The 26,571-nt window shown below is 37.4% G+C and carries 27 protein-coding genes and 1 riboswitch; of the genes, 6 read left to right on the forward strand and 21 right to left on the reverse strand.

Going from position 1 to position 26,571, the window contains the following annotated elements; genetic code table 11:
* Positions 1–12 precede the first annotated feature (12 nt).
* Genes ACFX40_RS03420 through ACFX40_RS03455 form a run of 8 tightly spaced genes read right to left on the reverse strand, consistent with a single transcriptional unit; the run spans position 13 to position 7,628 of the window.
* Positions 13–798, reverse strand: a complete 786-nt coding sequence (locus ACFX40_RS03420; RefSeq protein WP_377254123.1) for a glycosyltransferase family 2 protein — start codon at positions 796–798, stop codon at positions 13–15.
* Positions 795–1,997, reverse strand: a complete 1,203-nt coding sequence (locus ACFX40_RS03425) for an O-antigen ligase family protein (RefSeq protein WP_155008368.1) — start codon at positions 1,995–1,997, stop codon at positions 795–797. The genes ACFX40_RS03420 and ACFX40_RS03425 overlap by 4 nt, the downstream gene beginning before the upstream one ends.
* Complete coding sequence (locus ACFX40_RS03430) at positions 1,990–3,435, reverse strand: oligosaccharide flippase family protein (protein ID WP_377254125.1); 1,446 nt, start codon at positions 3,433–3,435, stop codon at positions 1,990–1,992. Before ACFX40_RS03430 ends, ACFX40_RS03425 begins: the two co-directional genes overlap by 8 nt.
* 9 nt (positions 3,436–3,444) lie before the next feature.
* Complete coding sequence (locus tag ACFX40_RS03435; RefSeq protein ID WP_377254127.1) at positions 3,445–4,395, reverse strand: NAD-dependent epimerase/dehydratase family protein; 951 nt, start codon at positions 4,393–4,395, stop codon at positions 3,445–3,447.
* A gap of 12 nt (positions 4,396–4,407) precedes the next feature.
* Positions 4,408–5,046 carry a sugar transferase gene (locus ACFX40_RS03440; protein WP_377254129.1) on the reverse strand — a complete coding sequence of 213 codons (639 nt, stop codon included), beginning with the start codon at positions 5,044–5,046 and terminating at the stop codon, positions 4,408–4,410.
* Between the two features lie 31 nt (positions 5,047–5,077).
* Positions 5,078–5,710: a CpsD/CapB family tyrosine-protein kinase gene (locus ACFX40_RS03445; RefSeq protein ID WP_336098075.1), complete on the reverse strand. Its 633-nt coding sequence runs from the start codon at positions 5,708–5,710 to the stop codon at positions 5,078–5,080.
* On the reverse strand, positions 5,700–6,434 hold the full coding sequence (locus ACFX40_RS03450) for a YveK family protein (protein WP_377254131.1): 735 nt from the start codon (positions 6,432–6,434) through the stop codon (positions 5,700–5,702). The genes ACFX40_RS03445 and ACFX40_RS03450 overlap by 11 nt, the downstream gene beginning before the upstream one ends.
* 33 nt (positions 6,435–6,467) lie before the next feature.
* Positions 6,468–7,628, reverse strand: coding sequence for an acyltransferase family protein (locus ACFX40_RS03455; RefSeq protein ID WP_377254133.1), 1,161 nt, complete (start codon positions 7,626–7,628; stop codon positions 6,468–6,470).
* Positions 7,629–7,943: 315 nt separating this feature from the next.
* Between ACFX40_RS03455 and ACFX40_RS03460 the strand changes: the two genes are divergently transcribed.
* Together ACFX40_RS03460 and ACFX40_RS03465 are read left to right on the forward strand one after the other, a co-directional pair.
* Entirely contained in the window at positions 7,944–8,279 is a 336-nt protein-coding gene (locus ACFX40_RS03460; RefSeq protein ID WP_336099453.1) for a helix-turn-helix domain-containing protein, read from the forward strand.
* 111 nt (positions 8,280–8,390) lie between these two features.
* Positions 8,391–8,477, forward strand: a riboswitch (cyclic di-GMP riboswitch).
* 20 nt (positions 8,478–8,497) lie between these two features.
* Positions 8,498–8,620, forward strand: coding sequence for an anti-repressor SinI family protein (locus ACFX40_RS03465; RefSeq protein WP_098333700.1), 123 nt, complete (start codon positions 8,498–8,500; stop codon positions 8,618–8,620).
* Positions 8,621–8,697: 77 nt separating this feature from the next.
* Here ACFX40_RS03465 and ACFX40_RS03470 read toward each other — a convergent pair whose 3' ends face one another.
* Complete coding sequence (locus ACFX40_RS03470; protein WP_377254135.1) at positions 8,698–9,489, reverse strand: histidinol-phosphatase HisJ family protein; 792 nt, start codon at positions 9,487–9,489, stop codon at positions 8,698–8,700.
* 232 nt (positions 9,490–9,721) lie between these two features.
* Between ACFX40_RS03470 and ACFX40_RS03475 the strand changes: the two genes are divergently transcribed.
* Positions 9,722–10,279: an HPP family protein gene (locus ACFX40_RS03475; protein ID WP_098332157.1), complete on the forward strand. Its 558-nt coding sequence runs from the start codon at positions 9,722–9,724 to the stop codon at positions 10,277–10,279.
* 296 nt (positions 10,280–10,575) lie between these two features.
* On the opposite strand, the gene ACFX40_RS03480 is transcribed toward ACFX40_RS03475, so the two are convergent.
* Together ACFX40_RS03480 and ACFX40_RS03485 are read right to left on the reverse strand one after the other, a co-directional pair.
* Positions 10,576–12,081, reverse strand: a complete 1,506-nt coding sequence (locus ACFX40_RS03480; RefSeq protein WP_377254137.1) for a zinc ribbon domain-containing protein — start codon at positions 12,079–12,081, stop codon at positions 10,576–10,578.
* 64 nt (positions 12,082–12,145) lie between these two features.
* Positions 12,146–13,051, reverse strand: a complete 906-nt coding sequence (locus tag ACFX40_RS03485) for a zinc ribbon domain-containing protein (RefSeq protein ID WP_377254139.1) — start codon at positions 13,049–13,051, stop codon at positions 12,146–12,148.
* 377 nt (positions 13,052–13,428) lie between these two features.
* Here ACFX40_RS03485 and ACFX40_RS03490 point away from each other — a divergent pair, with 377 nt between their 5' ends.
* Genes ACFX40_RS03490 through pcp form a run of 3 tightly spaced genes read left to right on the forward strand, consistent with a single transcriptional unit; the run spans position 13,429 to position 15,755 of the window.
* Positions 13,429–14,133, forward strand: coding sequence for a DUF969 domain-containing protein (locus tag ACFX40_RS03490; RefSeq protein ID WP_016766474.1), 705 nt, complete (start codon positions 13,429–13,431; stop codon positions 14,131–14,133).
* A complete protein-coding gene (locus ACFX40_RS03495) occupies positions 14,134–15,099 on the forward strand; it encodes a DUF979 domain-containing protein (protein ID WP_328240347.1) in 966 nt (321 codons plus the stop codon).
* 14 nt (positions 15,100–15,113) lie between these two features.
* Positions 15,114–15,755: a pyroglutamyl-peptidase I gene (pcp, locus tag ACFX40_RS03500; protein WP_377254141.1), complete on the forward strand. Its 642-nt coding sequence runs from the start codon at positions 15,114–15,116 to the stop codon at positions 15,753–15,755.
* Positions 15,756–15,881: 126 nt separating this feature from the next.
* On the opposite strand, the gene ACFX40_RS03505 is transcribed toward pcp, so the two are convergent.
* The 10 genes from ACFX40_RS03505 to ACFX40_RS03550 all read right to left on the reverse strand — a co-directional run bounded on the left by ACFX40_RS03505 (position 15,882) and on the right by ACFX40_RS03550 (position 26,563).
* Positions 15,882–16,082, reverse strand: a complete 201-nt coding sequence (locus tag ACFX40_RS03505; RefSeq protein ID WP_377254143.1) for a YjfB family protein — start codon at positions 16,080–16,082, stop codon at positions 15,882–15,884.
* A gap of 17 nt (positions 16,083–16,099) precedes the next feature.
* The gene (locus ACFX40_RS03510; protein ID WP_377254145.1) at positions 16,100–16,339 is read right to left on the reverse strand and encodes a hypothetical protein; all 240 of its coding nucleotides are present in this window, start codon (positions 16,337–16,339) and stop codon (positions 16,100–16,102) included.
* Positions 16,340–16,857: 518 nt separating this feature from the next.
* On the reverse strand, positions 16,858–16,992 hold the full coding sequence (locus ACFX40_RS03515) for a flagellin (RefSeq protein WP_080743190.1): 135 nt from the start codon (positions 16,990–16,992) through the stop codon (positions 16,858–16,860).
* A gap of 322 nt (positions 16,993–17,314) precedes the next feature.
* Complete coding sequence (locus ACFX40_RS03520) at positions 17,315–18,334, reverse strand: flagellin N-terminal helical domain-containing protein (RefSeq protein ID WP_377254147.1); 1,020 nt, start codon at positions 18,332–18,334, stop codon at positions 17,315–17,317.
* 313 nt (positions 18,335–18,647) lie between these two features.
* Positions 18,648–19,352 (reverse strand): hypothetical protein, encoded by a 705-nt coding sequence (locus ACFX40_RS03525; protein WP_377254149.1) that lies wholly within the window; start codon positions 19,350–19,352, stop codon positions 18,648–18,650.
* Positions 19,339–21,471: a dynamin family protein gene (locus tag ACFX40_RS03530; RefSeq protein ID WP_377254151.1), complete on the reverse strand. Its 2,133-nt coding sequence runs from the start codon at positions 21,469–21,471 to the stop codon at positions 19,339–19,341. Before ACFX40_RS03530 ends, ACFX40_RS03525 begins: the two co-directional genes overlap by 14 nt.
* A 20-nt stretch (positions 21,472–21,491) precedes the next feature.
* On the reverse strand, positions 21,492–22,667 hold the full coding sequence (locus tag ACFX40_RS03535) for a PP2C family serine/threonine-protein phosphatase (RefSeq protein WP_377254153.1): 1,176 nt from the start codon (positions 22,665–22,667) through the stop codon (positions 21,492–21,494).
* A 72-nt stretch (positions 22,668–22,739) separates the two neighbouring features.
* A complete protein-coding gene (locus ACFX40_RS03540; protein WP_377254155.1) occupies positions 22,740–23,519 on the reverse strand; it encodes a vWA domain-containing protein in 780 nt (259 codons plus the stop codon).
* Positions 23,520–23,624: 105 nt separating this feature from the next.
* The gene (locus tag ACFX40_RS03545) at positions 23,625–24,404 is read right to left on the reverse strand and encodes a vWA domain-containing protein (RefSeq protein ID WP_257041224.1); all 780 of its coding nucleotides are present in this window, start codon (positions 24,402–24,404) and stop codon (positions 23,625–23,627) included.
* A 32-nt stretch (positions 24,405–24,436) separates the two neighbouring features.
* Complete coding sequence (locus tag ACFX40_RS03550) at positions 24,437–26,563, reverse strand: protein kinase domain-containing protein (protein WP_377254157.1); 2,127 nt, start codon at positions 26,561–26,563, stop codon at positions 24,437–24,439.
* Between the last annotated feature and the right edge of the window lie 8 nt (positions 26,564–26,571).

The following is a 26,571-nucleotide window of genomic DNA, read 5'->3' on the forward strand; positions in this document are numbered from 1 at the left end:
ACTCCACATCCTTTACGATTTTGAGAGGTTTTTACTTTTAGCGTACGCATTCACGCTGTACTGCACAAAATAAGTGGCGCTTTTCCATAGCGGCAGCCTTTCTTGCTTGCGAAGGAGCTTCCAGTACCTCGTCGCTGCTTTCAGCTTGTTGCGAGAAACCGAGTGAGATACAAGACGGTAATAAGCAAGTGACTCTTGAAGGCCGTAAGCAGTATAGCCTTTTCTCAGCAGTGACAGCCAAAGCGCCGTGTCTTCCGGCTGAATGTTTGGCATTAAAATCCCGGAAATTTGTTTTTTATCAAGCATGACTGTCAAGCAGCCGATAATGGTGTTCCCCGCTAGCATTCTATAGTCAACACTTTTCGGAACGTTTACTTCAACACCTGTTTTTTCACCTTTTTCATTGATAATGCTGTAGCCCGTATAGGAAAAAGCACAGTTTTTTTCAAGCATAAAAGCGACTTGCTTTTTAAGCTTCCCCCTATGCCATAGATCATCACTGTCCAAAAAAGCAAGGAACCGTCCGCTTGCTGCGCTTATACCTTCGTTGCGTGCGGCTGCGGCTCCTGAATTTTTTGTGAGCTGAAGCAGCTGAATGCGTTGATCTTTTCTACTGAATTTCTTTACTACTTCAGCCGTTTCATCTGTCGAACAGTCGTCAATCACAAGCAGCTCCCAGTTGAGGTAGGTTTGCTGCTGAACGGATTTAATAGTTGATGAAATAAAGGCTGCGCAGTTATAGGCAGGTGTAACAATTGAAACGAGGGGCTGATTCGGTTGAGATTTGAAGTTATTCATTTTGCATTCTCCTCACTTTGGTGATTTCGTAAATAGCCTGACAGCAGCGCTAAGTATAAAAAGAACAGCTCATTTACAATTAACGAAAGCGACATCATTTGAAGCAAAAAACCAACAAACGTTAAAAATAAGTACGGCTCTTTTTTATGAATTTTTTGTTTTAAAAGCTGAAGCAACACAAGAAGTAAAAAGCTAAAATATAGGCAAAAGCCAATCATACCCGTCTCTGATAAAATCTCTAAAAACGTGTTATGAACGTACAGCGCTTCGCCGTAGTAAAACAAGTTATACTCTGAAAAGTTAAAAGCGCCGATTCCGGCAAACGGATGCGATGAAAAAAACTCGAATGCCCGGCTCCACAGCGAAAACCTTCCGCTTCCTCCGTCATGTAAAAAGTCATCGGCTCGTTCGGTTAAAATGGTGAACACGTTAAAATTCGTCATGAAATGAGCGATAAGAGCAAGTACACCAAATAAAAACACAAACGAAAGAGCTGTTTTAAGACTGTTAAGCGAACGAGTAATGAGCAAGTACAGAATCAACACGGCGACCATGGCAATTAATCCGCCTCGGGAAAACGTTAATACGCTTGCTAATGTGCTAAGCAAAAGTCCGACTTTATTTTTAGTACTATCGCTATTGGTTAAAAAGTAAGTAAAAAACAGCGTATTATAAAATACGTAAATATTAGGATCGTCCAGTACGCCAATCAAACGCGGATAGCTGCGGTCAATCATTACGCCCCATTTAATAATTTCTACTTCGGAGGCAAATTGAAAATGAACGGCTTGAAGACCCGCAATGTAGAGCAGTAAACTCACGCCGTTAAAAAGAATGCCCGCTCCGGTTAACGCACGTTTGATACTGCCGCTATGAAACTCTGCTATCACATATTTCATTAAAAAGTAGCAGGCAAGGATAAGCAAAACGCCTAGCATAATACGAAGACTGGCTTCTGGGTACAGAGAAAACGCTCCGGTCATACAGTAAAAAAGATAAAATAAAAGCAGCAGCACTTCATACGCCTGGAGCTTATAGACGTAAAAAGAAGCAAAGCTCAGCAGCAGAAGCGCAAATAAAAAAATCATGTACGGCTTTAATGAAAAGCCAATATTGACGTTATATTTACTTAATGTAACAAGAACAAAAAGGCAAAACAAAACGGTCGGTTTTCGATTTTGCACGTAGACACTATCCATTTTGTGCCTCCTTTCTGTTCTCTACGTTTAGTGGTTTGTTTTTTTGCAGGTATCCTAACGCTTGATTTCTAATCTCTTTATCTAGCAGCGTTAACAAAAACACAAGCAGCATGTTTACACACAGCGCAATAAACGGGTGCTGTGAAAATAGCAGCGTGGTAAATACAATTGTACTGCCAAATAAACAAACAAAAATCGGAAAGGTTTTACGCATGATGATCAGTCTTTCCGGATTGCATAACCAGCAGCCAATAAATAAAATGCCTTCAATTAAAAGCGCAGCGTATACGGCTCCCATTACAGAATAAGCAGAACTTAAAAAGTAGTAAAAAACAATTCCCAAAACAACCGCAACGAGCTGAACGCCCGTTCTTCTTCCTTGAAGTCCTTTTGTTGTTAAGCCATCTGCCAGTGCTACGCTTAAGCCTTGGAAAATCAGCATGAGCGATAGCCACTTTAACGCATCTCCGGCTGCAGCCCATTTATCTCCAAACAATAACGACACGGCAAGATCGGATAAATGATAAAAAGGAAGCGCTGTTAGCATCCCTACTAAACTCATAAGCTTCACTTGAAGAATGTTTAATTCTAAATGTTTGTCTGTCTGCTGATGATTATAGTGGCGAAATAACACTGGATAAAAAGCACCTGCCACAATTCCTGGAACTTGATACAGCGCCGACGGAATGCGGTACGCAACGGCAAACACGCCGACGGCTGCAAGCGGAATTGTATTTTCTAATACGATTGGGCCAAGCTGCGGCAGCAGCATAATCAGCAGGCCGCTTACAATAAAAGAGCCAATATTTTTTAGCAGCCCGCGTTGAATTTGCTTTTTAAAATTAAATGATACTCTTTTCCCCACCATCCAAAGTCCGTACACTCCTGCTAAAAGATAGGAAAAGCCAAATAAAAACGAAATAAAAAACGCGCTTGTATGCATCAGCATTCCAATCGTCAGCAGAACCACCAGCAAAAGAGCTGAATAGATTCGAATCGCCCCTAAATAGTGCATTTGTTCAGTAAGCTGAAAATACGTAATCCCGATGCTTTGCATCGCAAGCCCTGTGACCATCGGCACAATCAAGTAGTACATCATTTTTACAAGTGATGCTTCGTGATAAAACAAGGAAATTACTATATATGCTCCTGCAAACGTCGCAAGTAAAAGCAAAATCCTCATTTTCACATACGAGGATAAAAGATGATCCACGTCAGCTCGCTTTTTAGAGCCTTCGCGAAGCACGGTGTTACTTAAGCCAACGTCTGTAAAGTAGCCTAATATCATCGCAAAAGCTAACGCTACGCTGAACCTTCCGTAACTAGCTGCGCTTAAATACTGTGCCAGCACGATAAGCGCAGCTGCATTTAACAAACGTGATACAACGGTACTAATAAATAAGTGAACAATGTTTTTCCAAATGGAATTTTTCTTCATACATCCCTCTTACTCCATCGTTTTAGCAAATTGCTGAGCTAGCGTTTCATGGTAGTAGTCATACGTTTTAGCTAATCCTTTTTCAAGCGTAAAAGCAGGCGACCACTTCAATAATTTGATGCTTTCTTTATTGCACAGCCTGCTGTCTGCAATATCACCTTCACGCACGCTGTGGTAAGCAGGTGTTAATTGACTGCCTGATATGCTTTTCATCGTGAAAAAAAGTTCGTTAATGCTGATGCTGCTGTTATTGGAAATATTAAACGTGCCGCATCCTTCATACTGAATTGCTTGTAAGCACGCCTGGCTCACGTCTTCCACGTAAATAAAGTCTCTTGTTTGACGGCCGCTTCCGTAAATAATCGGCTGCTGGTTCGTAACAAACCGGTCAAAAAAGATCGAGATCACGCCGCCTTCACCCTGCGAATTTTGCCGCGGGCCATATACATTGCTGTAGCGAAGAATGACGTAGTCAATATCATACAGCTGCTTGGCAAGCTTCAAATATTCTTCAGACGTAAACTTTGACAGTCCGTACGGTGAAGCTGGACTCGTTGGATGAGTAAGTGAAATTGGAGTGACGTTCGTATTTCCGTACACGGCCGCTGATGAAGCAAAAATGATTTTTTCGGTACCGTGCTTTTTGCACGCATTAATAATGTTGATTGTTCCTTGAATATTTACGTTGGCATCATGATGAAAATTAGTAACGGAATGAGCCACGCTCACTTGAGCCGCTTGGTGAACAACATAATGAGGTTTAAACTCGGCAAATACTTTATCTAATTCTTCACTCACAATATCTCCGTAGTGAAAAGAAATGCCTCGATTTTCTAAATTTGCTATTTTCCCTGTTGAGAGATTGTCGATTATCTTTACTTCAAATCCATTTTGATAAAGAAGCTCTGCCATATGTGATCCAATAAAACCGCATCCGCCTGTAACTAATACTCTTTTCATGTTATCCCTCTCCTATCTTGATCCGTCTCCTGTTACGATGACTCTTAGCGTTTTTATCATAATCTTCACGTCAAACCGTATATTCGTATGGTGAATATAGTAAAGATCAAGCTCCAGCTTTTCTGCTGGCGTTAGCTCATATCCTCCGTTAATTTGCGCCCAGCCTGTTAGTCCCGGCTTAACAGCAAGCCGCTGGCTAAACGAAGGAAGTGTTTTTTGAAACTCTTCTATAAATACGGCTCTTTCAGGTCGTGGCCCTACAATCGACATATCACCTTTTAATACATTCCACAGCTGAGGCAGTTCATCAATTCGCGTTTGGCGAATTAGCTTTCCTACTTTGGTAACGCGACTGTCATTTTTAACGGCCCACTGCGCTCCGTTTTTTTCCGCGTCACTGTACATCGAACGCAGCTTCATAATGGTAAATGGTCTGCCTCTTTGACCTAAACGCTCTTGAAGAAAGAAAGGTGAACCCGGTGTTTCAATCATCACAATAAGCGCAAATAACAAAATAACAGGCAGTAATACCACAAGTGCCATAAGCGAAATTGTAATATCACATACGCGTTTACACAGCGAGTAAAAAAGCGGAAATTCTTTTTTTAGCACATCGGAATCACCGGTCGTTTTCGAGACAATTTGATTCATCGTTTCACTTCCTTCTATATAAAGTGAGGAGCTAGTGAGACGGACTCCAAATAACGCCTAGCACATCAATACGCGCTTTTTCCAGCATATTTTTCGTTTTAACAACGGCATCTGCTTTTGTTTTACGCTCTTCCACAACGAGCATTGTCGCATCACATTTTGCTGCAAGAATATGAGAATCCGTCTCTTCTAAAAACTGAGGCGTTTCAAAAAGAATCAAATCGTATTCTTCTTTCCATCTTTTTATGAGCTCATCAAAATACTTAGAAACAAATAGTGTGGATGCATTTCGAAAGTGAGATCCGGCTGGAAGCACGTCTAGTCCTTTGTATGACGTTTGTTTAATCGGTACATGACGGCCTTTCCCGTTTACTAATACATCCGTTAATCCTTCTGAACTTCCAAGATCAAAGAGCTGATGAAGAGAAGGACAGTGCACGTTTCCATCAATAAGAAGAACGTTTTTTCCTTGTTCGGCAAATGAAATCCCTAGCTTTGCCGTTATAAGAGGCTTTTTATCGTTCACTTCCGCTGATGTGATTGTCAGGCATTTGACTTCATTATTCAGCAGCACCTCAACATTTTTTCGAATCATATTTGTTTGGTTAATCGTTTTGGCATCTTGATACAGTGAAAATGGATACTTTTTTTGTTTAAAACTCAAGGTTCTCCCTCCTTGCCTTTTCCTGATCACTGCCTTGCTTTTGGTTTCGCTTCACTTTTCGAGGCTCAAGCTCGATATGTCCGATAATCGGAAGTCCGATAAGTTCTTGAATATCTTGTTCATTTCGAACTGTGCTATCAAGATATTCTCTTAGCATCGCTCCCGCTATTCCTACCAACAGACTGACCAAGATAGTAATAGCTGCAACCGGCAGCGGCTTTGGAAATACTTTAAGGCTCTGCGACGGCTCGGTTAATACTTGAATGTTGCTTCCTTTCATTAACTTCATCGCTTTACCTTTTGAAAGAAGAGCTACTTTATTTGCGATTTCACTTACTGTTTTCGAATTCTCGTTTCTTACGGTAATCGTGACAAATTGAGAGTTTTCGTTATGATCAATCGTAATTTGTTCACTCAGCTTTTTATTAGAAATAGTTAAATTCAATTCGTCTTTTACACCGTTTATGATCATCGGACTTTTAATAAAATCGATATACGAAGAAATTAATTGGGTATTCAGCTGCGTAATATTAGCAATTTCATCTACATTCTTAGATGTTGCTTGATTAACAAGCACTTGAGTAGATGCTTGATACGTAGGCTTTAGTAAATAGAAACAAATGGTTGTGATGCTCATACTCGTAATGACTATGACCAAAAGCATCGTAAGCCATCTTCTTTTTAAAATTCGAAAAAAATCCTTTAGCTGAATTTTATCCTGCATCGTAAACTTACCTCCATACGCTTTATCTCTCTGTTACTTACGACTCACTGCTCCGCCGAAAACAACTTTGTTTCTTGTGAGGAATTTCCCTAATCTGCTGGAAGGCTTTTCAACAAAATGATACGTGACGGAAGCCATCGCCAGTGATACAAGGAAACAAATGCTTAAAATGCTCCAATACGGCAAAAGCCCGTGTAACAAATACATAGCTGAAAACAGCACGATGAGATGAGTTAAATATAAGCTGTACGAAATCTTACCTAGAAATGACAGCACTCCTGTGCGTAAAACCTTTGAAGCTGCCGGCGATGCTAAAGCGATAATAATAAACATACAGCTCCCTAGCATCACTGCCAGATTGCGGCATAAAAAGTTATTGGTAATCGCGTAATTTCCCATAATGCCTTCAGATAAATAACAGGTAAATGCAATCAGAACGATAAGACTCTTTTTAAATGTGCCAATTTTCAGATAAAGTTGGATAAAAAAGGCTCGGTATTTCGCCGTAACTGCACCCGCGGCGAATAAAAGCAAATAATGATAAGAAAGCAAGAAGTTCGTAGGTTCTAAGTTTGATTGATTAAGCAGTAATAGCGCTGATGATGAAACAAACACGAAAAACAATAGCATCACGATTTTCTTTGCGTCCATTCGCAGCAAAAGAATCATTAAAAGAGGAAAAATAATTGAAATTCTCATTTCATGAACAAGCGACCAAATAACATTGTTGTAAGCATCTGTGTTAAATGTGCCAATTAAAAAGAAGTGCTGAAGAAGTAAACTTGGCGACTCGTTTGTGATCCATGAGTTATTAAACCAGTGGCTTACCTGTGAAATCCCGCCTTGACTAAACAAGATTTTGCATAGAATAGCTACACACACCGCAAACAAGTAAGGAAGATAAATTCGGCAAATTCTTCTTACAAGATAGTTCTCGTATCGAAAAGAAGAACGTCCATAAAACGGCAGTGCTAAAACAAATCCGCTTAAGACAAAAAACAAAACAACTGATTCATTTCCACTGCTGAACAATAGCCGGAGCGGACTTTCTTTTACCATGGACAGTAAAAAAGAAGAATCACCGTCATACCTATACTCACTGAAGCTTGGATAAATCATGAGGTAATGATTTATCACAACAAAAAGAGCTGCTAATCCTCTTAACGCATCAAGTTCTACATATCTTTTTTCCATGTAATCTCCTATCCAAAATGTAATAAATGATGTCATCCCTTCATCGCACAGCGCTCATCTTAAATAGTGCTAGCATACTATATAAAACGTTCACTATAACGAATAAAAAGGTGATTAATCGACAAATATTCTTAATAAAGAACAATTTGTAAGTGAAGTATAGCATAATATACCTGCCCCAAAAATAGGTATTTACACTCATTTTATTCTTTATAAAGAACGAAATATTATTAATTTTATATTTTAATCTACACAACATGTACGTTTATGCGTTATAATGAACAAAAAAATCCATAAGCAGAGGATGAACTGAATGTGATAGGGAACAAGATTAAGAATTTGCGACTAAAAAAAGGCTATTCGATTACACGCTTAGCTGAAGAAGCTAATATTTCAAAATCATATTTATCTCATTTAGAAAAAGGGTTAAACAATAATCCTTCCCTTCAAATGCTTGATAAAATTGCGTCTTCTCTTCATACAACGATTGACGAATTAATCGAAGGAGACATCAGCTGTCCAGCTCTAACTTCAAAATCAGTCCTCAATCTAGAGTGGCTTCATTTAATTGAGCGAGCCATTCAAGACGGCATGACCAAAGAAGAATTTATTGAATTTCAGTATTATTTAAAGTTCCGAAAAACAACCTGATAGGTCCATTCATGAACGTTTAATTTTTTTGTTATAATCGACCTGTTTCGACATCTTTTACAAATATTATCTTGTAAAATAACTGTATACTAAGAATACTATTACAAATTATCCAGATAAGGGCAAAACTATTGAAAAATAGTGACGCAAAGCTTCAGGTCTAAGGCCTCTTTTGGCTACGATAGCTGGGTTCCCTGGCAAAGGGTGGATGAGTCGTAATGAAAAAAGAACATGTACTGTCAATCGATCAAGAGTGGGTAAGTCTTATGGAATCAGCTCGCGCGCTGGGGCTGACTATCGAAGAAGTCCGGAGATTTTTGTCGGAGCTTAAGCGGAACTAAATTAAAAAAGCACGCTCTAATCAGAGCGTGCTTTTTTCAGTTATTATTATTCTAGAAGAAAGTAAAATCCGCTTCTATTAAATACGAATTCCTTTTGGCTGACGCTCATCAAATGTATAAATCTCCGTAAAGCCGCACTGTTTTGCCATTTCAACTGCTTCTTTCATATGTGCTCCTACGGTTTCGGAAAAGTGTGAATCAGATCCAATCGTTAAGATTTCTCCGCCCAAATCGCGGTACAGCCCAACAACTTCAAGTGCCGGCAACGCTTCGCCCAGCTTCCCTCTCATACCTGAAGTGTTAATTTCAATTCCGATATTACGATCAATTGCTTTTTTCAAAATATCTGCAAGAATATCTTTGAATTGATGAAAGTCGTAAATGCCGTACTGTTCAAACGCATAGCGCTTCATTAAATCTAAGTGAGCCAACACGTCAATGTCCGCTTCGCTTACTAGCTTGTACATTTCTTTAAAATAAGCGCGGTAAATTGCTTCTTTATCGTTCAGCTCCAAATGTTTACGAAGCTTGATGTTATTAATGTTATGAACCGATCCTAAAATAAAATCAAAGTTCTCTTGTTTCATCGTTTCTTGATACTTCTCTTTTAAATAGTGCGGCTCACAAATTTCGATTCCTTTTTTAATCACTAGCTGGTCTCGAAATTGATCTCTGCATTCCACTAGTTCTCGTTCATATTTATCAAAATCCATATGACCGTACGTTGGCGCTAATGGATTTAATGAAAAGTGCTCGGTAAAACAAATTTCGTTTATGCCGTTTTTTACAGCTTGTTCGCACACTTCTTTCATGACTGCCTGTGAGTCAAATGAATTATTCGTGTGATGATGGTAGTCTACTAGATACATAATTTAGTCACCTCTAAATCTATTATACATTTCTCTTGCCCTCACTGCACATAGAGACCCTTCTACCGCCTCCCCCACCTTTTTTCGTTCATCAAAAGAATTTCCACTAAAAAAAGATATTTTTCCTCTTCCAGTAATCCTTCTTTTCTTATAAACTAACTTAATATAGCAGATGTTCTGACATACAACTTGACAAACAACTTTTACTTACAAAAGAGAAAGGAAAGAAGAAATGCAGATTGAAAAAAGTTTTGCTCAAACAAAAAGCCCCTTTCTGTCTTACTTAAGCTCTTATGCTAAAAAGATGAAAGGAGAACTAAAAGAAGAACCGAAAATCAATTATAGAGACGCGGTCGTTTCTTCTATTGGAGGCTTAATTGCGATTATCATCAGCAGCGCGATTGCACTAGCGCTTGGTTATCCAATGGCACTTGCTCCGATTGGCGCGAGCTGCGTGCTTGTTTTCGGAGCTCATAAAGGGCCTTTATCACAGCCTCGCCACGTGCTTGGAGGGCACTTGCTCGCAACGGTTTCTGCACTTATTATTTGGAGTTTATTTCATCGAAGTCTTATTACGATTGCGATTGTGCTTGCCTTTGTTCTTATTTTAATGATTCTTACTAAAACCGTTCATCCTCCCGCTGCAGCTAGCGCGATTGTAGCCATTAATACTCAAGCAGGCTGGGGATATTTAGGTATTATTATGATTTGTGCGTGTGTAGTTGTATTGATTTCTACTGCGTATAACAATTTATTTCAAGATCGGCAGTATCCCAAGTATTGGGTTTGACATTGGACTCATACATAAAAAAGACGTCTTCTCATAGAAGACGTCTTTTTTTATTTGTTTTTACCTACTGTGTTTTTTGCTGTTTGATACACAAAGTTTTTATCACTTTCCTATCCTAGTTCTAGATGTAAGGGAATCGTTGATACTGATTGATTTTCTATTCAACCAATCGCCCTGCCTTCTTGATAGGGGCATCAGTGAAATTGACGAGATGACCGGCTATGAACTTGCTTTAGAAATTATTGATAAATCTAAGCTTTAAGAAAAGCCTCGAGTATGACTACTATTAAGCCATTTTATATCTCTGTTGAACTAACAAGCTGATAAACGCCTAGATCGCCATTAGACAAACGCTTTACTTTATGGACACTATGAAATCTTTTGTATTTTACTGATCCATCGCCATAGGTAATATTGTATTCTTCAAACGTCGCTACTTTGTAAGTAGAATTATCAATTTTTGAAACATCATTCACTTCAAAATTCAATAAATCTTCCTTTATCCCTTTTTTGATTAAATAAGCCGTATAGTCTTTCTGTTCTTTATACTTCGGCCCGTTTGGATCGATATATGGAGAGGCAACAGAAAAATCTTCACTTGCAATTGAGGCAATCGTTGCATTCATATATTGCTCAGTGAACGACGAAACTCTTTCAATTTCCGAATCTGTGATACCACCACCGTAAGTAGGGGTTTGAGCCTCTGAACTATCCACTTCTTTTTTAGAAGCATTGGATTTGGAATTGGAACCGGCATTAGATTTTTTCGTTGATGGAGCTGTCGATGCTTCTGCCGTGTTTTCTTCGTCAAAATTAAGCGCAACATCTTCTATGCCTTTTTTAATTGATACTTCTTCCGTTTTCTTTTCTCCACGTTTTGCATATAGTTTTACTGACCCATCCATTGGCAGCGGGCCTAAATAATCAATATCGCTAATTTTTGTTTTTGTGTCTTTACCATTAACGAACAGCGTCGCGTCATCATAATCTGAAGAGATGTGTACTGCATGATCTGACCAATCAAACTCGACGTTTACATCTTCTCCGTTGGCGGCTTCAATCTCTTGTTCGTTTTCAACTTTTCCGTAATCATTTTGCACTTCACCTTTTAAAGTATGCGTACCAGGTAAAAATGGACCAACCTTTTTAGAAGAGTCACTGCTTACCGTTCCAGCTTTTTGACCGTCAATATATACTACTGTCGCATCTTCTGTAGACTGAGCTTTTGCATATACAGGGTTTATTTGTACCGTGTAATGATCAAAGATTCCCCACTTCTTTCCGTCTTGTTCTAGCTTAGCGTATGAAGAGTGATCTTCGCTTGGAACTCCTGCTTCAAGCGCTCTGCTATCTGCCGCTAAACCTTCAGAGATTGATTTCATTACATCCGGATTTTCATGCAGATATGTAATAAATGATTTTGTTTGCTCATTGTTGGCTTCTAATTGAATTTGACCATCATTTACATATTTTTTTACTTTATCAACATCATTGCCCTTTACTGAAGCAATAAATTTTTCTGACACGGCTTTAGGCGCCATCATTGTTTTATCTATTCCGTAATAAGCGCCGCCAAGTATAGCAGCTGCTGCTATAACCGAAATCGCAATAATCTTTGTTTTTTTATTCGGAGGTTTTACCGATTCTCTCTCTTCCTCTACTGAAGCTGATGCGGGTTCTACGTAACGCTGTGTTTTTGCTCCTTCACTAGAAGCCGCTTTCCTTTCGACGGGATGTCCACACTCCGGACAAAATTCATGCTCATTTGTTAACTGATGGCCACACTCTCTGCAATATCCCAATTTCTACACTCCTTTTTTATAATGGTATGAAAAAGCACCGCTGTACACGATGCTTTCTGTCGACTTAAAATAGATCATTCAATTCACTGCTGTTTCCCATTCTTGTAATAATGGTTTTGGCTTCTTCTCCTAAACCATTCGCAATGAACGTCAGTACAATCGTAATGACTACATATACAATAAGAGTGCTATAGATACGATCAAGCCCATTTGTTCCGCTTTGCTTAAAGCTAGCAATGGTAAATGGAACCACAAGGAAAATACTCAGCAAACCAAAATTCATAAAATAAGAGAAGTATTCAACATGGAGAAATGCAAGCACAAGCCCAATTAAAAGAAGAGCTGTTGGAATAATTAAAAACGTGCCAAAGCGTGAGAAGAATTCTTTAAAAGAAACATCTACCTTTCCAAACTTTGCTGCAACATATGTTGCTCCAATAATAACCGCAAGTCCAATAAAAATGAAAATCCCTTGTTTAAAGACAAAATCGGTAAAATTGAAGTGAATGATGCTGTTTATATCTGTGGCTTTTATCAAATCAGCGCCTGTATTAAAATCCTCCATGTCAGATGGAGCCAACTCTTCACTGATAATAGGAAGCTTGAACATGCTTCGAACAAATTGAATCAACAATAGCTTCCAGCCTACATACAGCATAATAGGTATGCTAAGAGCATAAAGAATGACGGTGATAAGAGCATTAACGAATTGGCTTTCGCCTGCTGCTTGTGCTGTAGCTGTTGGATTTTTAATTCCTTCTGCAAAATAACTAAAAAATGATTTTGACACTTTTTTCGCCTGACGGACACGCTGATTAGGCTGTTGAGGCGCATACGCTGGTTGCGGCTGAGGCTGATATTCAGATGCTGCTGCCGCCTGGCTGACAGCTGCCTCTTCTTGTAGTTTATGACCGCACTTCACGCAAAACTTCCCGCCATCGTTAAAATGGCCGCAATTTGAACAATTCAAATACTCCTTCCCCCTTCAATAAATTGTTTAAAATATAGTCATATAGATTTATTTTTTTGAAATCTATATAATTCTATATTCATACCTTTTAGCATTATACACCATTTTTGGTATTTTAGGAGGAATGTTTTTAACGGATCAACTAAAAAAATTACTATCCAAACTCCCGCGCATAATTCTTTATTTTATTTCTGAGTCCATGCACATTATATAAATCTTCCTTCTATAATTTTGTTTCACCAATAAAACTATTTTATGCCTTAAGCATCTTGTTTTAATTTTCAGAATTGTTTATACTCGAAACATCTTTGTTTTTCTAGAAAAACAAAGGAGGTGAATTTGCAGCACGGTCTATACATACTCAAGGGGGATTTTTTATGTTGAAATTAATTGGGGTTTTGCTAGTGGCAGTGGGATTTCTATTTCGTTTAAATACACTGCTTGTTGTGACTGTTGCAGGCATCGTGACGGGCCTTGTATCAGGTTTATCACTGCATGAAGTAATTACGATGTTCGGTCAGTTTTTTGTCGATAACCGCTATATGTCTATGGCTATTTTACTTACTCTTCCTATCTTTGGCGTATTAGAAAAATACGGGTTAAAGGAACAAGCGGAAGTCCTGATCAAAAAAGCGAAAAACGCTTCTTCTGGAAATGTTTTACTTATATATCTTTTTATCCGTGAAATCTCAGCGGCAGTCGGCTTAAATATCGGAGGACATGCTCAATCCGTGCGTCCATTAGTGGCACCTATGTCTGAAGGCGCAGCCCGTGCAAAATATGGAGAGCTTCCGCCTAAAGTCAAAGAAGATATCCGCGCTCACGCAGCGGCAGCTGAAAATACGGGCTGGTTTTTCGGAGAAGATATCTTTATTGCAACGGGTGGAATTCTTTTAATGAAAGGATTCTTCGACTCTGTAGGGATTCACGTTGACGTCTGGGATATGGCGCTTTGGGGTATTCCAACAGCCATAGCAGCACTGCTGATCAGCGCCATTCGTTTCCGTCAGTTAGACCGACGTATTCACAAAAAAATGACCAAACACAAACCAACATCATCTTCAAAGACGGAGGCGAGTTAAATGAAAAGCATCTTGACGCTTGATACGATTTACTACTTACTCGGTATTATTGTCGCTTTTATCGCGATTCGAATCGCACGCGACCACAACCACCCTAACCGTTTAGGATCTTCTCTATTCTGGGCGCTGTTTTCTATTACGTTTTTATTTGGCAACGTGATTCCGCCTTTTTATGTAGGATGTTTGGTCATTATTATGGTGCTGCTTGCTTCATTTAATCGCGTCACTAAATCTAATGAAGCCGAAACGCCTGCTGAAGAACGAGTAGCCCACGCGCAAAGGTTAAAAAACAAAATCTTTTTACCGGCTTTATTTATTCCTATTTTTACGATTATCGGCACCCTTCTTTTTGGCAAAATTAAGTTTGGAAACTGGACATTGATCGACCCAGAAAAAGTCACGTTAATTTCACTGGCAATCGCTGCTGTGATTGCGTTTATCGCTTCAATGGGCGTCACTAAAGCAAAAATGGACGTGCCTGTTAAAGAAGGAAGCCGCTTGCTTCAAGCGGTCGGCTGGGCGGTTATTTTACCGCAAATGCTGGCAGCGCTTGGCGGCATTTTTTCAAAATCAGGCGTTGGAACGGTAGTATCAGATATTGTAAGTGATATATTGCCAACGAACTATGCGTTTGTTGCTGTGCTTGCTTACTGCTTGGGGATGCTGCTATTTACGATTGTCATGGGAAATGCATTTGCGGCATTTGCCGTTATTACTGGCGGCATTGGACTTCCGCTGATTGTACACATGCACGGAGGAAATCCAGCGATTATGGCAGCGCTCGGCATGTTTGCTGGATACTGCGGAACGCTTCTTACACCAATGGCAGCGAATTTTAACATTGTTCCTGCCATGCTGCTTGAATTAAAAGACAAAAACGCCGTGATTAAAGCGCAAGTACCGATTGCGCTATCCGTTTTTGTTGTGAATACGCTATTAATGTACTACCTTGTATATCACTTTTAAAGGAGACTAGTAGAATGACAACTGTATTACTAACCGGCTTTGAACCATTTGAAGGTGAAAGTATTAATCCGTCCTTAGAAGCTGTAAAAGCTTTAGACGGTGTAGCTGTTGAAGACTATCACATTATCGCTAAGCCTCTTCCTACTGTGTTTGGTGAATCAATCGCAAAGCTTCATACGTATATAGAAGAAATCAGCCCTTCTATCGTCATTTGCGTTGGACAAGCAGGCGGCCGAGAAGGAATTACGGTCGAACGTGTTGCCATTAACGTAGACGATGCGCGGATTCCTGACAACATCGGCCAGCAGCCTATTGATCGCCCTATTATCGAAAACGGCCCAGCCGCATACTTTTCGACACTGCCAATTAAAGCCGCTGTCGAAAACCTGCGCCAAGCAGGCATTCCAAGCAGCGTCTCTCAAACCGCTGGAACGTTTGTCTGTAACCACGTATTTTACGGGCTGATGAACATGATTCAAAACTGTTGTATTAAAGGCGGGTTTGTTCATATCCCTTATCTTCCTGAACAGGCCGTGAATCATCCGGGGAAAGCGAGTATGGCTTTGGATTTGATTGTAGAGGGATTGCTGAGTGTGGTGAAGACGACGATTTTGGTTGAAGAGGATGTTGTGGTTTCGGGTGGGACTACGCATTAAAAATAATATTTAAACGATACCATTATATTATAAAAAAATGACCTTACTCTACTTGGTAAGGTCATTTTGCATAGTAAGACATTATATTCGATGCCCTTATATTTCATTTATCTAGCAGTAATGAAACTATAATTTCAAATCAATATTTCTGCCTAGATGCGGTTGTGCGGCCTGTTGAAGTGCTTTTACATTGGAAGTGCTGATTAATTCCTTAACAGCTTCTCCTTGCTGTTCAGCGTTTCCCATTGCCATTTTCATAACTGATAGAGAAGCTTGCTGTTGGACTTTCCCTTGGCTTAATGACATTGACATAAGTGCGATATCCATAAAAAACCACCTTTCTTCTAATGAACAACAAAGGATAGCTGTTTTTCTAGCAAATGAACTTCACTTTTCAGTTCTTTCAACTGATCATTCATCTGATGAATTTCTAGGGGAGTAAGTTCATGGCTAAAAGCATATTCTGCTATCCTTTTCATCTCATAAAGCTTCATTTCTATCTCTTCTAAAATATAATCTTGTTCTTTGCACCACTCAAGCTGTTGTTCAAGAAACTTCTTACGTTCTAGCTCACCTTTTTCCATCGGTTCCTCCAACCAGACTGTTTTAAAATGAGAATGTTTGTAATTCATCTCCTCTAAAAATTAATATAATGCCCTAATTAATTTACTTGTCTCAAATAGATAAAAAGAGACCCTAGAAAACCTAGAGCCTCTTTTATATTTAAAATTAACGAAGAAGTTGTAACACTCCTTGTGGTTGTTGATTCGCTTGCTTTGCGACTGTACCTTTCAGTTACAGAATAGACTATATCTTCATCCATGTTTTTTCATGGAGCTGGGCACTTCGAACAGTTTTCACTACCCTACGAGATTCATAATCATAGTTTTCACCTTAGACCGTATTCTCTAGTCGTTGAACCTTCTCCAGAGTTTCCTCACAGGAGCTTGGCTGCTGATTATCCATTGTGTTATCTTCATCATTTTCAAACCGTTACGCTTACCGTTTGCAGTTACGTTGTGGTTGATAAAGCTTTAGGAAGTCCCAGCAATTCACCCAGTTATACTCTAGCTCGTTACCAAGCTAGACGCCCTTTAATCAATTACCTCAAGAGTTGTAGAACTCCTTGAGGCATCTGGTTAGATTGAGCCAACATTGCTTGTGATGCTTGAGAAAGAATTGAATTCTTTGTTTGTTCCATCATTTCTTTCGCCATCGTGCGAACATTTATTTTCATAAATGACTAGACTATATCTTCACCCTCTTATATCAGTAGGGGCCGGGCACTTCGGATTCACAATACTGATGGTTATTGTTTCACCTATGGATTTCATCATCATAGCATTTGCCTTAGATGGTCTATCCTAGTCGTTGAACCTTCTCCACTTTTTCAAGACAGGAGCTTGGCTGCTGATTGCCCAATCTTTTCTTTTTTCAAAGCCATCACGCTTGTCGTTTCCAACTACGTTGTGGCAAGAAAAGTTCTAAGGGGTTTCCAGCAATTCACCCGATTATAATCACTAGCCGTTACCAGCTAGGACGACTGTGCTTGTCACTGCTTATGCAGCTAAAGCATAATCTACGTCACGAATGCGAGATTCTGCAGCAGTTATGTTTTCAGAAGACGTACTCAAGTTATTAATAGTATGTTCTAATCTATTTTGATTAGCACCTAGTTTAGAACGTTCTGAAGAAACTTTAGAGATAGCAGTCTTAATTGTGTCCATGGCAGTTCTTGCATTACTTGCTGAAGAAACATCAATGCTAGCAGTATTTAAACCTGTTTCCGTGTTATCCATTTTCGAAATGCTGAGAGATAATCTTTCACCATCAGAAGTGTTAGCACCAATTTGGATATCTACAGCCGCATCATTAGTTGTCTCCAATGTACCAGCTGCAGCTGCTCCGGCAACAGTGAAAGTATTGTCAACAGTAATTTTTATTCCTAATTTATCAAAATTCAATACACCAGCTGTATTATCAGCAAAAGTAATTTCTTGTTTATTACCCGCAGTGTCAGATAGTTCAATCGTTCCAGGGCCACCTACAGTACCCTCGGCAATAGTATACGTTTCTGATGGATCAGCACCAGCAACATCAATTGCCGTGATTCCGTCAGAACCTGCTGCTAAACCAGATGATGCATCAATTTGAACGCCTAATGAACCATTTAAAAGTGTTTTTCCATTAAATTGAGTAGAGGAAGCAATTCTGTTAATTTCGCTATTTAACTCAGTTAACTCATCAGCAATTGCAGTTCTATCTTCTGATTGTAAAGTGTCGTTTGCAGCCTGTGTAGTAAGTTCATTCATTCTTTGAAGAATGTCATGAGTTTCGTTTAAAGCACCCTCGGCAGTTTGGATTAAAGAGATGCCATCTTGTGCATTCTTAGAAGCCATATCTAACCCACGAATTTGTCCACGCATTTTTTCTGAAATTGCTAAGCCTGCAGCATCATCTGCTGCACTATTAATACGAAGCCCTGAAGACAATTTCTCCATTGATTTACTTTGTGCATTGTTCGCATTGTTAAACTGGCGATACGTGTTCAACGCCGCAATATTGTGATTAATTCTCATTTTCCTTTACCTCCATATAACTTGGTTTTACTTCTTAGTTACATCCTTGTATTCAAGAAGGTTCTCGCTTACTGATTAATTAAGCGAGGAGTACTACTATTGAACATATATTATTTAGAAGAATATGCTCATATTATATATCGACGGGAAGATGAGGTTGTTTAGATGAATTGTTAATTTCCACTTAAAATTTCACATATCATATACATAAAAGACCAACCGGCTATTTACATCCGGTTGGTCTTGAGTTTTTAAGATCTGAAACTTAAAAATCTAACATATAGATTGTGTAACACACTGCCCACGGTTAGTATTAGATCAATTGAAATAATTGTTGATACTCTTTATTCATTTTTATACATAATTCGTTAACATGCCGTTGAACTTCTTGTTTACGCTTATTAATTAGTTCTTGAGTAGAAGGAGATAGAGAAGGTTTTGTCTTAGGAACAGAGTGTACTGCCTTTGCTTCTTGTGTGGCTTGCTTAGAATAATGTTTGAAGTAATAGTACGTGACTGTACTAGCTAATATCCCTCCACTCAGCGCACCTAACCCTGCAAATCCTAACGCTTTTAGCATAGTAGAGCCTAAAACTGTTCCTGTCCCTCCACCTACAACTGCTCCTCCAATAGCCGCACGACGCATCACTACAGTTTTATTCTTATTTTCTTTAATCAGTACATGCGTCGTAGAGTTTAACATGTTGTTCGATAATTTTTCACTTGTTGGTACACGATAAAAGATTTTTTTTACGGGTCTCTCTTCCAAATATTCGTTAGAAAATTGAGCGAAATAGCGAGTTGCTTCGTCCTCTGTGAAACGTTCGTCTATCTCATCTTTTACAAGAAACGATACCTCTTTCACTAAAGCTCTTATATAGCGGTTAATGCGTGCATGTTCATCTTCAAAAATAACAGGATAGGAACTTACAGGACGATTTTTCAATTCATCTGCTAACTCATTATAGAAGTTATTTATATATTCCTGCGCATTTTCTTGAATTTTATTGAAATGCATGAACAAGATCCTTCTTTCTATTCTTAAGTTGAGTTTCTACTCTCTTCATTCTACCTTTAAGCTCGATTATCATTGCTTCTTGTTCTTTGATACTTTGAGATGTATTGTTTTTTTTCTTTTTCATTTCGTTCACTATTTGTGTACTGCTTCTTTTACGCCATGCTTCGTAGTAGTGAATTTTTTTAACTAATTCTTTTTCAAACGACTGATTCACTCTACGTAAATTCTTACTGATTTCCATAGAGATTACATTTCCATCATTTCTTAGTTCTTCACAGGCATTATCTAGTACTTCTTCAAACATTTCATTTAACTCTTCTTTGAAGCTTAGGATATCAAAGTAACGCTGTAATTTTGCTTTACCAAATATACCTCGAATTGCATTAAAAAGGCCTGGTGCATTCTCGTATAAGATATGCTGATTTTTTATTTTTTCGATTTGTTCTTTTAGCTTGCTTGGCACATTTAAACTCGTTTCTTCAAACAGTTTTTCGACATCTTTATTTATTTTTATTAAAATTTCATCCAGGTTAAAAAAAGATGTTTGTTGATTCATACGAGATAGATCTAAGTCATTCACGAATGTTTTATTAACTTCCGTTTCAAAATTTTGTAGGGATTGGATTAGTTTATTAGAGAATGATGTGTATTCTTCATTCAAGGAAATGAAAGATTTTTGAATTACCGTCTTCTTTTGTGTTTCCAAAGTTAATATTAATTTCTTAAACACACCTTCTACTATTTCCTCACTATTTTCTTCACTTAAAACAGCTAGTTCTTGTTGCCAAAAATTCACTGTCTCTCCTTCTAGTTTCGCTACTACTTCCCCAATCGTATCGTCTTTTACCTGCTTAAGTGCTTTTTCTATGTGCGATCCCCCAGAAGAATTCCCTTCGAAATAATCGTTAATTTCTCGGGTTATCTGCTCTTTTAATCTCTTAGCTAAGTTTTCAAACTTCATTTCAAACAGCTCTAACTTTTGCTGATATTCTTGCTCGTCTCTGTTGAGGTGATCTTTAAAAAAATTGATGACTTGCTCATTGTTACTAATTTCTCTTTTATAAATAGTAAGAATAGATTGTTCTGCCTCTTTTACAAACCGCTTTATTTGGAATTCAAAAAAAGTAGACACAGCTCGCTCTACTTTCTCTATTTGACTTACTGCTTTAATGGTAGGAACATCTTCTTCCATCAACTGACGCCCTGATACAATAAATCCATCTTTGTCTTTAAATGAGATAAACTGATCTCTTTTTAAGTCCATAAGTGAAAGTTCTTGATTTTCGTACATTCTAGCTTTCATGGCAAAGTAAGAAGAAACTTCAATAATTTGAGGGTATTCTAGAACACTTGCTAAAACCGTACGAAGTTCTTCTTTGGCTTTATTAAGCTGTTCTTCAGAAAACTTATCAATCTTGTTGATAACAAAAAAGATGTGGCGGCCATCTTCATGTAAACTACTGCGTTTTGCACTTTGAACATAGTCTGTAATGACATTTAAAAAATTTCTTTCTCCAACATTATCCGGTTCTATGAGAAACAAGATAGCATTTGCTTGTGGAAGGACCTTAGCTGTAATATCATCATGTTCTTTATGCCTAGCAAACAATCCAGGCGTATCTATAATTTCTACACCGTCTTTACATAGTTCTAAGTTCCAATACACATCAACAGCTCGAATTGTCTCTTCTACCCTCATCCGCTTTCTTTCTGTGCCAACCTCATCCTCATTTTGACGATTAACCGTTGTTTTTGACTTTAATATATTTTTTAAATCTTCTTTTGTATATGAAAGTCCATCATATACCTCTTTTGTACCGTCGTAATAAAACACTTCTAAACGAGGAGTTTCACTATATTTTAATGTTGTGATTGCTGCTGTTTCAGCTAGCACATCCATCGATAACAAATCTGTGCCAATTAATCCATTAACAAATGTAGATTTCCCAGCTGAAAATGGAGCTACAAGAGCCATTTTAAAAGTTTCTTCTTGCAACTGCTTTAGCGTATCCTCTATGCCAGATTCCTCAATGGTCTCTTGTTGAATACATGGGTCTTTTTTTATTTCTTCAAAAACCTTTTCTAGATTATGACGTTTTTTTATAAATTCTTGAATCATTTTACAGCTCCTTTATACTTTTAGAATTTTGAAACAATAAATGCTTTAATATTCATTGTTTTCTTTAGTATCCATCGTTTAATAAATACTTTTTTTCCCTTCTTGGGCATTATAGGTTTATCTAGTATTTGTTTTCCAACACAATCACAAGTCACAGATTCTTCCTTTACTACTTTCGTGTATTGATTGGATATTCCGATATTTTCCTCACTACAATTTTGAACATCTATATTTTCAGATTGTTCTTTATATGAATCAGAGTCTGAACGTAGAGTATCTGAGACAGCTGACGTGCCATCTAAACTTCTAGAAGCTACCTGTTCATTTGAATCATCTTTTTTGACTTGAATAGATACGTTATTTTCTTCAAGCTCTGAATTGGAAACAACCTCTGTTTTCTCACACTTTTCATCATTACATGGGGTTTCTGCACTTAAATTTAATTCTTCTGTCAAACCCGTTGCTTTTAAAAGAGCTATAGAACAATCATCATCTGTATTTTCTTTTAAGAATGTAAGTAATTGAATTAAATCACTTTTGAATGTATCCAAGTTTTCATCTTGCATATGTTCAAAAATAATTTCTATATTTGTTGGATCTAATTGGCGATCTTTTTGTAAATAAAAAGAAGCTGAAGCCCCGTCTGACATTAAAACGAATCCAGACTTTTCGTTCACATCACCTTTATAGATTCTAAAATGTTCAATAAGATTTTCTGCTGTAACAAAGTAAGTTTCATTAGCAAACTTCCCGTTTTCAGGATGCGAAAGAACACTTACAGTGCCTTCAGAATACTGCCCAATAATCCCATCTCCTACATGTCCAGCAAGAAACTTCTGTTCCTTTACTGCAACAAATAATAAGGTAGAAGAAAAAACTTCTCGGTGCTCATGATGTTTTACTGCTAATTCTTCTAGAGCTTGATCTGTAATCACTTTTAACTTTTGAGCTATTTCTTCTGTACTTTCTTCCATATACAACTCATCAAATGAATTACATAAAAAAGCAGAAATGTTGGTTGATATGGTTTCAGCTCCTATGTGGGATAATTTACATGATCCAGCTCCATCTGCTAGCACAATGACGTGAACTCCATCACTCATTCTGTGTAAGGCATGGTCTTGACATGGAATATTTGCTTTCCCATGACTAACACCTTCCAAATATGCACTAGAAGATTTCCAATTAATTTGCATTTTGTTCCTCCTATTCCGCTAAACCTAACCTGCTCTTCATTTGCAATGAATGATTTATGGGCTTTTCCATCGTCACTTTTTTGTAAATTGATCAAAGATGTTTACTTCTTCCATATGCAGCATGGACTTTTGATTAGGAACTGATTTTGTAAGTGCAGTAACGGACTGACTTAATACTTTAAAAAACTCAAGAATGTTTGTGTCTTCTAGTTTTTTCACATTCGCTCTTCCAGTGGAAAATCGTTCCAAAAAGTAAGTATCTTTTATATGATCACCCATAGCAATTGTATACACATTCATATTGGTTATATTTACAAATCGATCAAATTTACTTTTAGCTTGAATATATTCTTTATGTTTTTTTGTTAAAGGGATAGGATACCCCTCTTTATCGTAATCCATAGTAGAGGGCTCCCCATCCGTCATAATAACCATTACTGGAGGATGACTCACAATAGATTTATCTTGATATATATCAATCTGATCTTCTATATTATCTATTGCAAGATTAATAGCTGGGCATAAAGGTGTATTATCTCCTGCCTCAAACACAGGAAACGTTTGCTTCCTAATATCATCGAAATCAACTTCTAAATTAACTCCGCCTTTTCCAAATGAGATAACTGAAACATCCACGTGATCACATACTTTTTCATCTGAAAGAAGTGCTTGATGGAAGTCTTGTAATCCTTTGTTGAGTTTGTCAATATTATTGTTGTAGGACATTGTGCCACTAGTATCTACTAAAATAGTAAGAGGTAATTTGTTTCCTTTTCGATTATCAATACCAATTGATTTCATTCTTTTTCTATGTAAACGTTCCAAAAAATCCACGGACTTCGTTGTTTCCATTTCATTCATCCTCCCTAAAATGCTTAGTTATAGAAAATACGTTGATAAGGCTAACCATCAGAAGGCTTCCTGATGATTAACCTTACCCTTAAAATTTTTCACTTTTTAAGAATTAATTTTTTGCCATGGTTTGAATAACCCTTGGTCATCTTGTTTTTTAAGCTCTATCTTATTATTTGGATTAGGCACTGCTCTAGACAAGACAGAAGAACTTTTACTTAATAATTTAAAGAATTCTACGATGTTTTCTTCATCCCCCATTTTTAAAACGTTCTCCGGAGACGATGCAAATAAATCTAAATAATAACGATCATCCAATTCTACTCCTACACCAATTGAAACCAAGTTATATTCAGCTTTAAACTTTTCAAACTTAACTAATGTACGCTTAAGCTCTAGACTGTCTTTCTCTAAAGGAATTGCATAACCTTCACTGTCGTATTGACCAGAAGCTGTCGGATAACCATCTGTCATAATAATTAAGTGGGGAGGATGGTTAGAAATTCCTTCTTCCGCATAAATTTTCATTTGCTCTTCTAGAGTGTCTAAACCTAAGTTGATAGCTTCACACATTGGTGTCCCTTCATCGGCAGTAAAAACAGGGAATTTTTGGTCTTTAATATCTTCAAAGTCAACAGCTAAATTTGTCCCTCCGTTACCGAAAGATATAAGAGCAATTTCAATGTGATCACAAGCAACTTTATCTAATAACATTTGCTGACGATAGATGTTTAATCCCTCATTCAACTTATCGATATTATTGTTCTTCTTCATTGATCCACTCGTATCTACTAAAATACAAAGTGGTAATTTAGCTCCTAAACGATTTTGTAACCCTTTTTTCTTCATATTAATTTTTTCTAACTTACGCATTAAATCTGACATTCTTATACCTCATTTCGATTATTTTAATTTGATTATTTTAGAAAACCTTTTATAGAATTTAAAATTCCTTGAAGTGAAGAAGATTGATCTGGTTCACTTTTTGGCTTTGGTTTAGGCGGAGCTGGTCTTGGACGCGTTGGTATTTCACTTTGATTTCTTACCCTAGTTGAGGTTTGACTCTTCGTTCTATTTAGAGGCGGTGAATTTTTTATGTCTACCGAACTTTTTGAACTTGTTTTTTTGTTAAAACTGTTTTCACGTGTAGAAGCAACGAACTTGGATGCATTCAAAGCTTGCCAACGTTCAATGTTGTTATGATTTTTAGTAGAATCATTGTAAAATTCCGCTAATAAGGTATCTAAATCTTGAGGAAACAGGCTAGAGAACCACATGCTGTTAATTTCATCTTTTTCTTCTTTAGTTTTTTCAGGATCAATTAAGTACTTTTTAATCCAGTTTTCAAACATAGTTAAGCATTCATTACAATATAAATATTTTTCTCCTCTTTCTCTTGCTGTGAATACTTTATTAACGTGATAGTAATAGTCTTTTTGACAATCTTTTTTTGAACACTTGAAATACAAACGATCTCTCGTGCTCATTCCAAAATTATTAAACTTCAATTTGTTATTATCGGGCCATTTTTCAGTGTAGGTAAGGTTATCATCAATGGCTTCGACGATTTGTTCTATTGATGGTCGGAAATCTTTTCCTTGATTGGCGAAAGTAAGATAAAATAAAGATTTCATTTTTCTATCTAAATGGGAGTTGATATAGTTTGCATCAGCTGGAGCGACCAAATTAGTTTCTAATGCCTTTCTATTAAGAATAATTCCATAATTTTCTTTAATTACCTTAATGTCTGATTCGTTAATTTTGTATGGATAATCCCGATTTAACATACTTTCTTTCCAATTGTTCGTTTTAATTTGTTGATAAGGATGTCTTCCAGAAAAAAGAACGTGGAAGATAATAATCATCAGTGTATAACATTCGTTTTCAAAAGTTCGTTCCATTGTTCCTCTCTTTTGAACTCTTTCTAGCCATAGAGGATCACTAAACTCTGGCGTTTCATAATGAGAGGGATAACCTTTAATTTGACAGCCATCTAAATCAATTACAGAAACTTTTATATTTTCTGGACTTTTTGCGTCTACTAAAAAATTATTTAAATTCATATCTCCCATAACAATGCCATGTTCATGCAGTTTCTTTATTTTTTTAGCGATCTCTTTAGATATTTTTAGTAACTCGCTGCGCTTAAAGTCTGAAAAAGGAAATTGATTTTTTGCAACAATATCGAACAAATCAATACCTTCTGCTCTCTTCATAATGATACCAATCATATTTCCATACTGATCGTAAATCTCTTCAAGAGGCAAAATAATATTAGGGTCATTGATGCGATAATTTTCATTAGTAAAGAAAGCTTTAAATTTATTTTTACGTAACTTCATTTGTTCTTGGAACTTGACACAGTTAGGTAAGAAAGTTTTTGGATCTATAGACGTTTTATAAATTTTCGCTAGATAACCTGGAAACAGTTCAAAAACTTTTGCTTCCCCTCCATTTCCAATCTCTTTACCTAGTTTACATTGCTTGTTTCTAACATAAACAATGTCATTTTCGTTTAATTCTACAGCTCGAAACTCTACAAAACCATCTTCAGGTGAAAATCCAATCACTCTAGAGATACCTGCATTAACCAATCGATCCGCTAGTTCAAGCGCATGAGAATAACTTGTAAGGAGAACTGCTTTTTTAGTGGGGTCATCAGTGCGCATAGCTTGGATAAAGTTTTTAAAGAAATCAATTTCTTCGTCTAAATGCATTCCACTCTCACCTGGATCTTCTCCAGTTGAAAAGTATTGCGCTGAAGGAAACCAATCTGCAAACTTCTCTAAATAGGCATTCACAATCTTGATAAATTTCTCGTTATGTTGCATTTCAAAGGGGATTGCACAGTATTCAGGAATAAATAATCTATAATTAGGATTAACTTCCCTTGCTTTGTTAATAATGATTGGAAGTGTATCCTTCATTACTTTTTCTAGTTTCTTTTTATCTTCAGCTGCCTGAACTCGTAGCATGTCTGTAAAAAAATAATGATCAGCTAGCATAAAATCATTGTGTTCATCTATGCGAAATGTTTCAACCAAATTTACTC

It is taken from the genome of Priestia sp. YIM B13552 (genome assembly GCF_042787775.1).
Taxonomy (GTDB): domain Bacteria; phylum Bacillota; class Bacilli; order Bacillales; family Bacillaceae_H; genus Priestia; species Priestia megaterium_E.

Coding starts and splice junctions, on each gene's coding strand:
- ACFX40_RS03420 (WP_377254123.1), bottom strand. CDS start 798: ATGAATAACTTCAAATCTCAACCGAATCAGCCCCTCGTTTCAATTGTT.
- ACFX40_RS03425 (WP_155008368.1), bottom strand. CDS start 1,997: ATGGATAGTGTCTACGTGCAAAATCGAAAACCGACCGTTTTGTTTTGC.
- ACFX40_RS03430 (WP_377254125.1), bottom strand. CDS start 3,435: ATGAAGAAAAATTCCATTTGGAAAAACATTGTTCACTTATTTATTAGT.
- ACFX40_RS03435 (WP_377254127.1), bottom strand. CDS start 4,395: ATGAAAAGAGTATTAGTTACAGGCGGATGCGGTTTTATTGGATCACAT.
- ACFX40_RS03440 (WP_377254129.1), bottom strand. CDS start 5,046: ATGAATCAAATTGTCTCGAAAACGACCGGTGATTCCGATGTGCTAAAA.
- ACFX40_RS03450 (WP_377254131.1), bottom strand. CDS start 6,434: ATGCAGGATAAAATTCAGCTAAAGGATTTTTTTCGAATTTTAAAAAGA.
- ACFX40_RS03455 (WP_377254133.1), bottom strand. CDS start 7,628: ATGGAAAAAAGATATGTAGAACTTGATGCGTTAAGAGGATTAGCAGCT.
- ACFX40_RS03465 (WP_098333700.1), top strand. CDS start 8,498: ATGAAAAAAGAACATGTACTGTCAATCGATCAAGAGTGGGTAAGTCTT.
- ACFX40_RS03470 (WP_377254135.1), bottom strand. CDS start 9,489: ATGTATCTAGTAGACTACCATCATCACACGAATAATTCATTTGACTCA.
- ACFX40_RS03475 (WP_098332157.1), top strand. CDS start 9,722: ATGCAGATTGAAAAAAGTTTTGCTCAAACAAAAAGCCCCTTTCTGTCT.
- ACFX40_RS03490 (WP_016766474.1), top strand. CDS start 13,429: ATGTTGAAATTAATTGGGGTTTTGCTAGTGGCAGTGGGATTTCTATTT.
- ACFX40_RS03495 (WP_328240347.1), top strand. CDS start 14,134: ATGAAAAGCATCTTGACGCTTGATACGATTTACTACTTACTCGGTATT.
- pcp (WP_377254141.1), top strand. CDS start 15,114: ATGACAACTGTATTACTAACCGGCTTTGAACCATTTGAAGGTGAAAGT.
- ACFX40_RS03505 (WP_377254143.1), bottom strand. CDS start 16,082: ATGGATATCGCACTTATGTCAATGTCATTAAGCCAAGGGAAAGTCCAA.
- ACFX40_RS03510 (WP_377254145.1), bottom strand. CDS start 16,339: ATGGAAAAAGGTGAGCTAGAACGTAAGAAGTTTCTTGAACAACAGCTT.
- ACFX40_RS03515 (WP_080743190.1), bottom strand. CDS start 16,992: ATGAAAATAAATGTTCGCACGATGGCGAAAGAAATGATGGAACAAACA.
- ACFX40_RS03520 (WP_377254147.1), bottom strand. CDS start 18,334: ATGAGAATTAATCACAATATTGCGGCGTTGAACACGTATCGCCAGTTT.
- ACFX40_RS03525 (WP_377254149.1), bottom strand. CDS start 19,352: ATGCATTTCAATAAAATTCAAGAAAATGCGCAGGAATATATAAATAAC.
- ACFX40_RS03530 (WP_377254151.1), bottom strand. CDS start 21,471: ATGATTCAAGAATTTATAAAAAAACGTCATAATCTAGAAAAGGTTTTT.
- ACFX40_RS03535 (WP_377254153.1), bottom strand. CDS start 22,667: ATGCAAATTAATTGGAAATCTTCTAGTGCATATTTGGAAGGTGTTAGT.
- ACFX40_RS03540 (WP_377254155.1), bottom strand. CDS start 23,519: ATGGAAACAACGAAGTCCGTGGATTTTTTGGAACGTTTACATAGAAAA.
- ACFX40_RS03545 (WP_257041224.1), bottom strand. CDS start 24,404: ATGTCAGATTTAATGCGTAAGTTAGAAAAAATTAATATGAAGAAAAAA.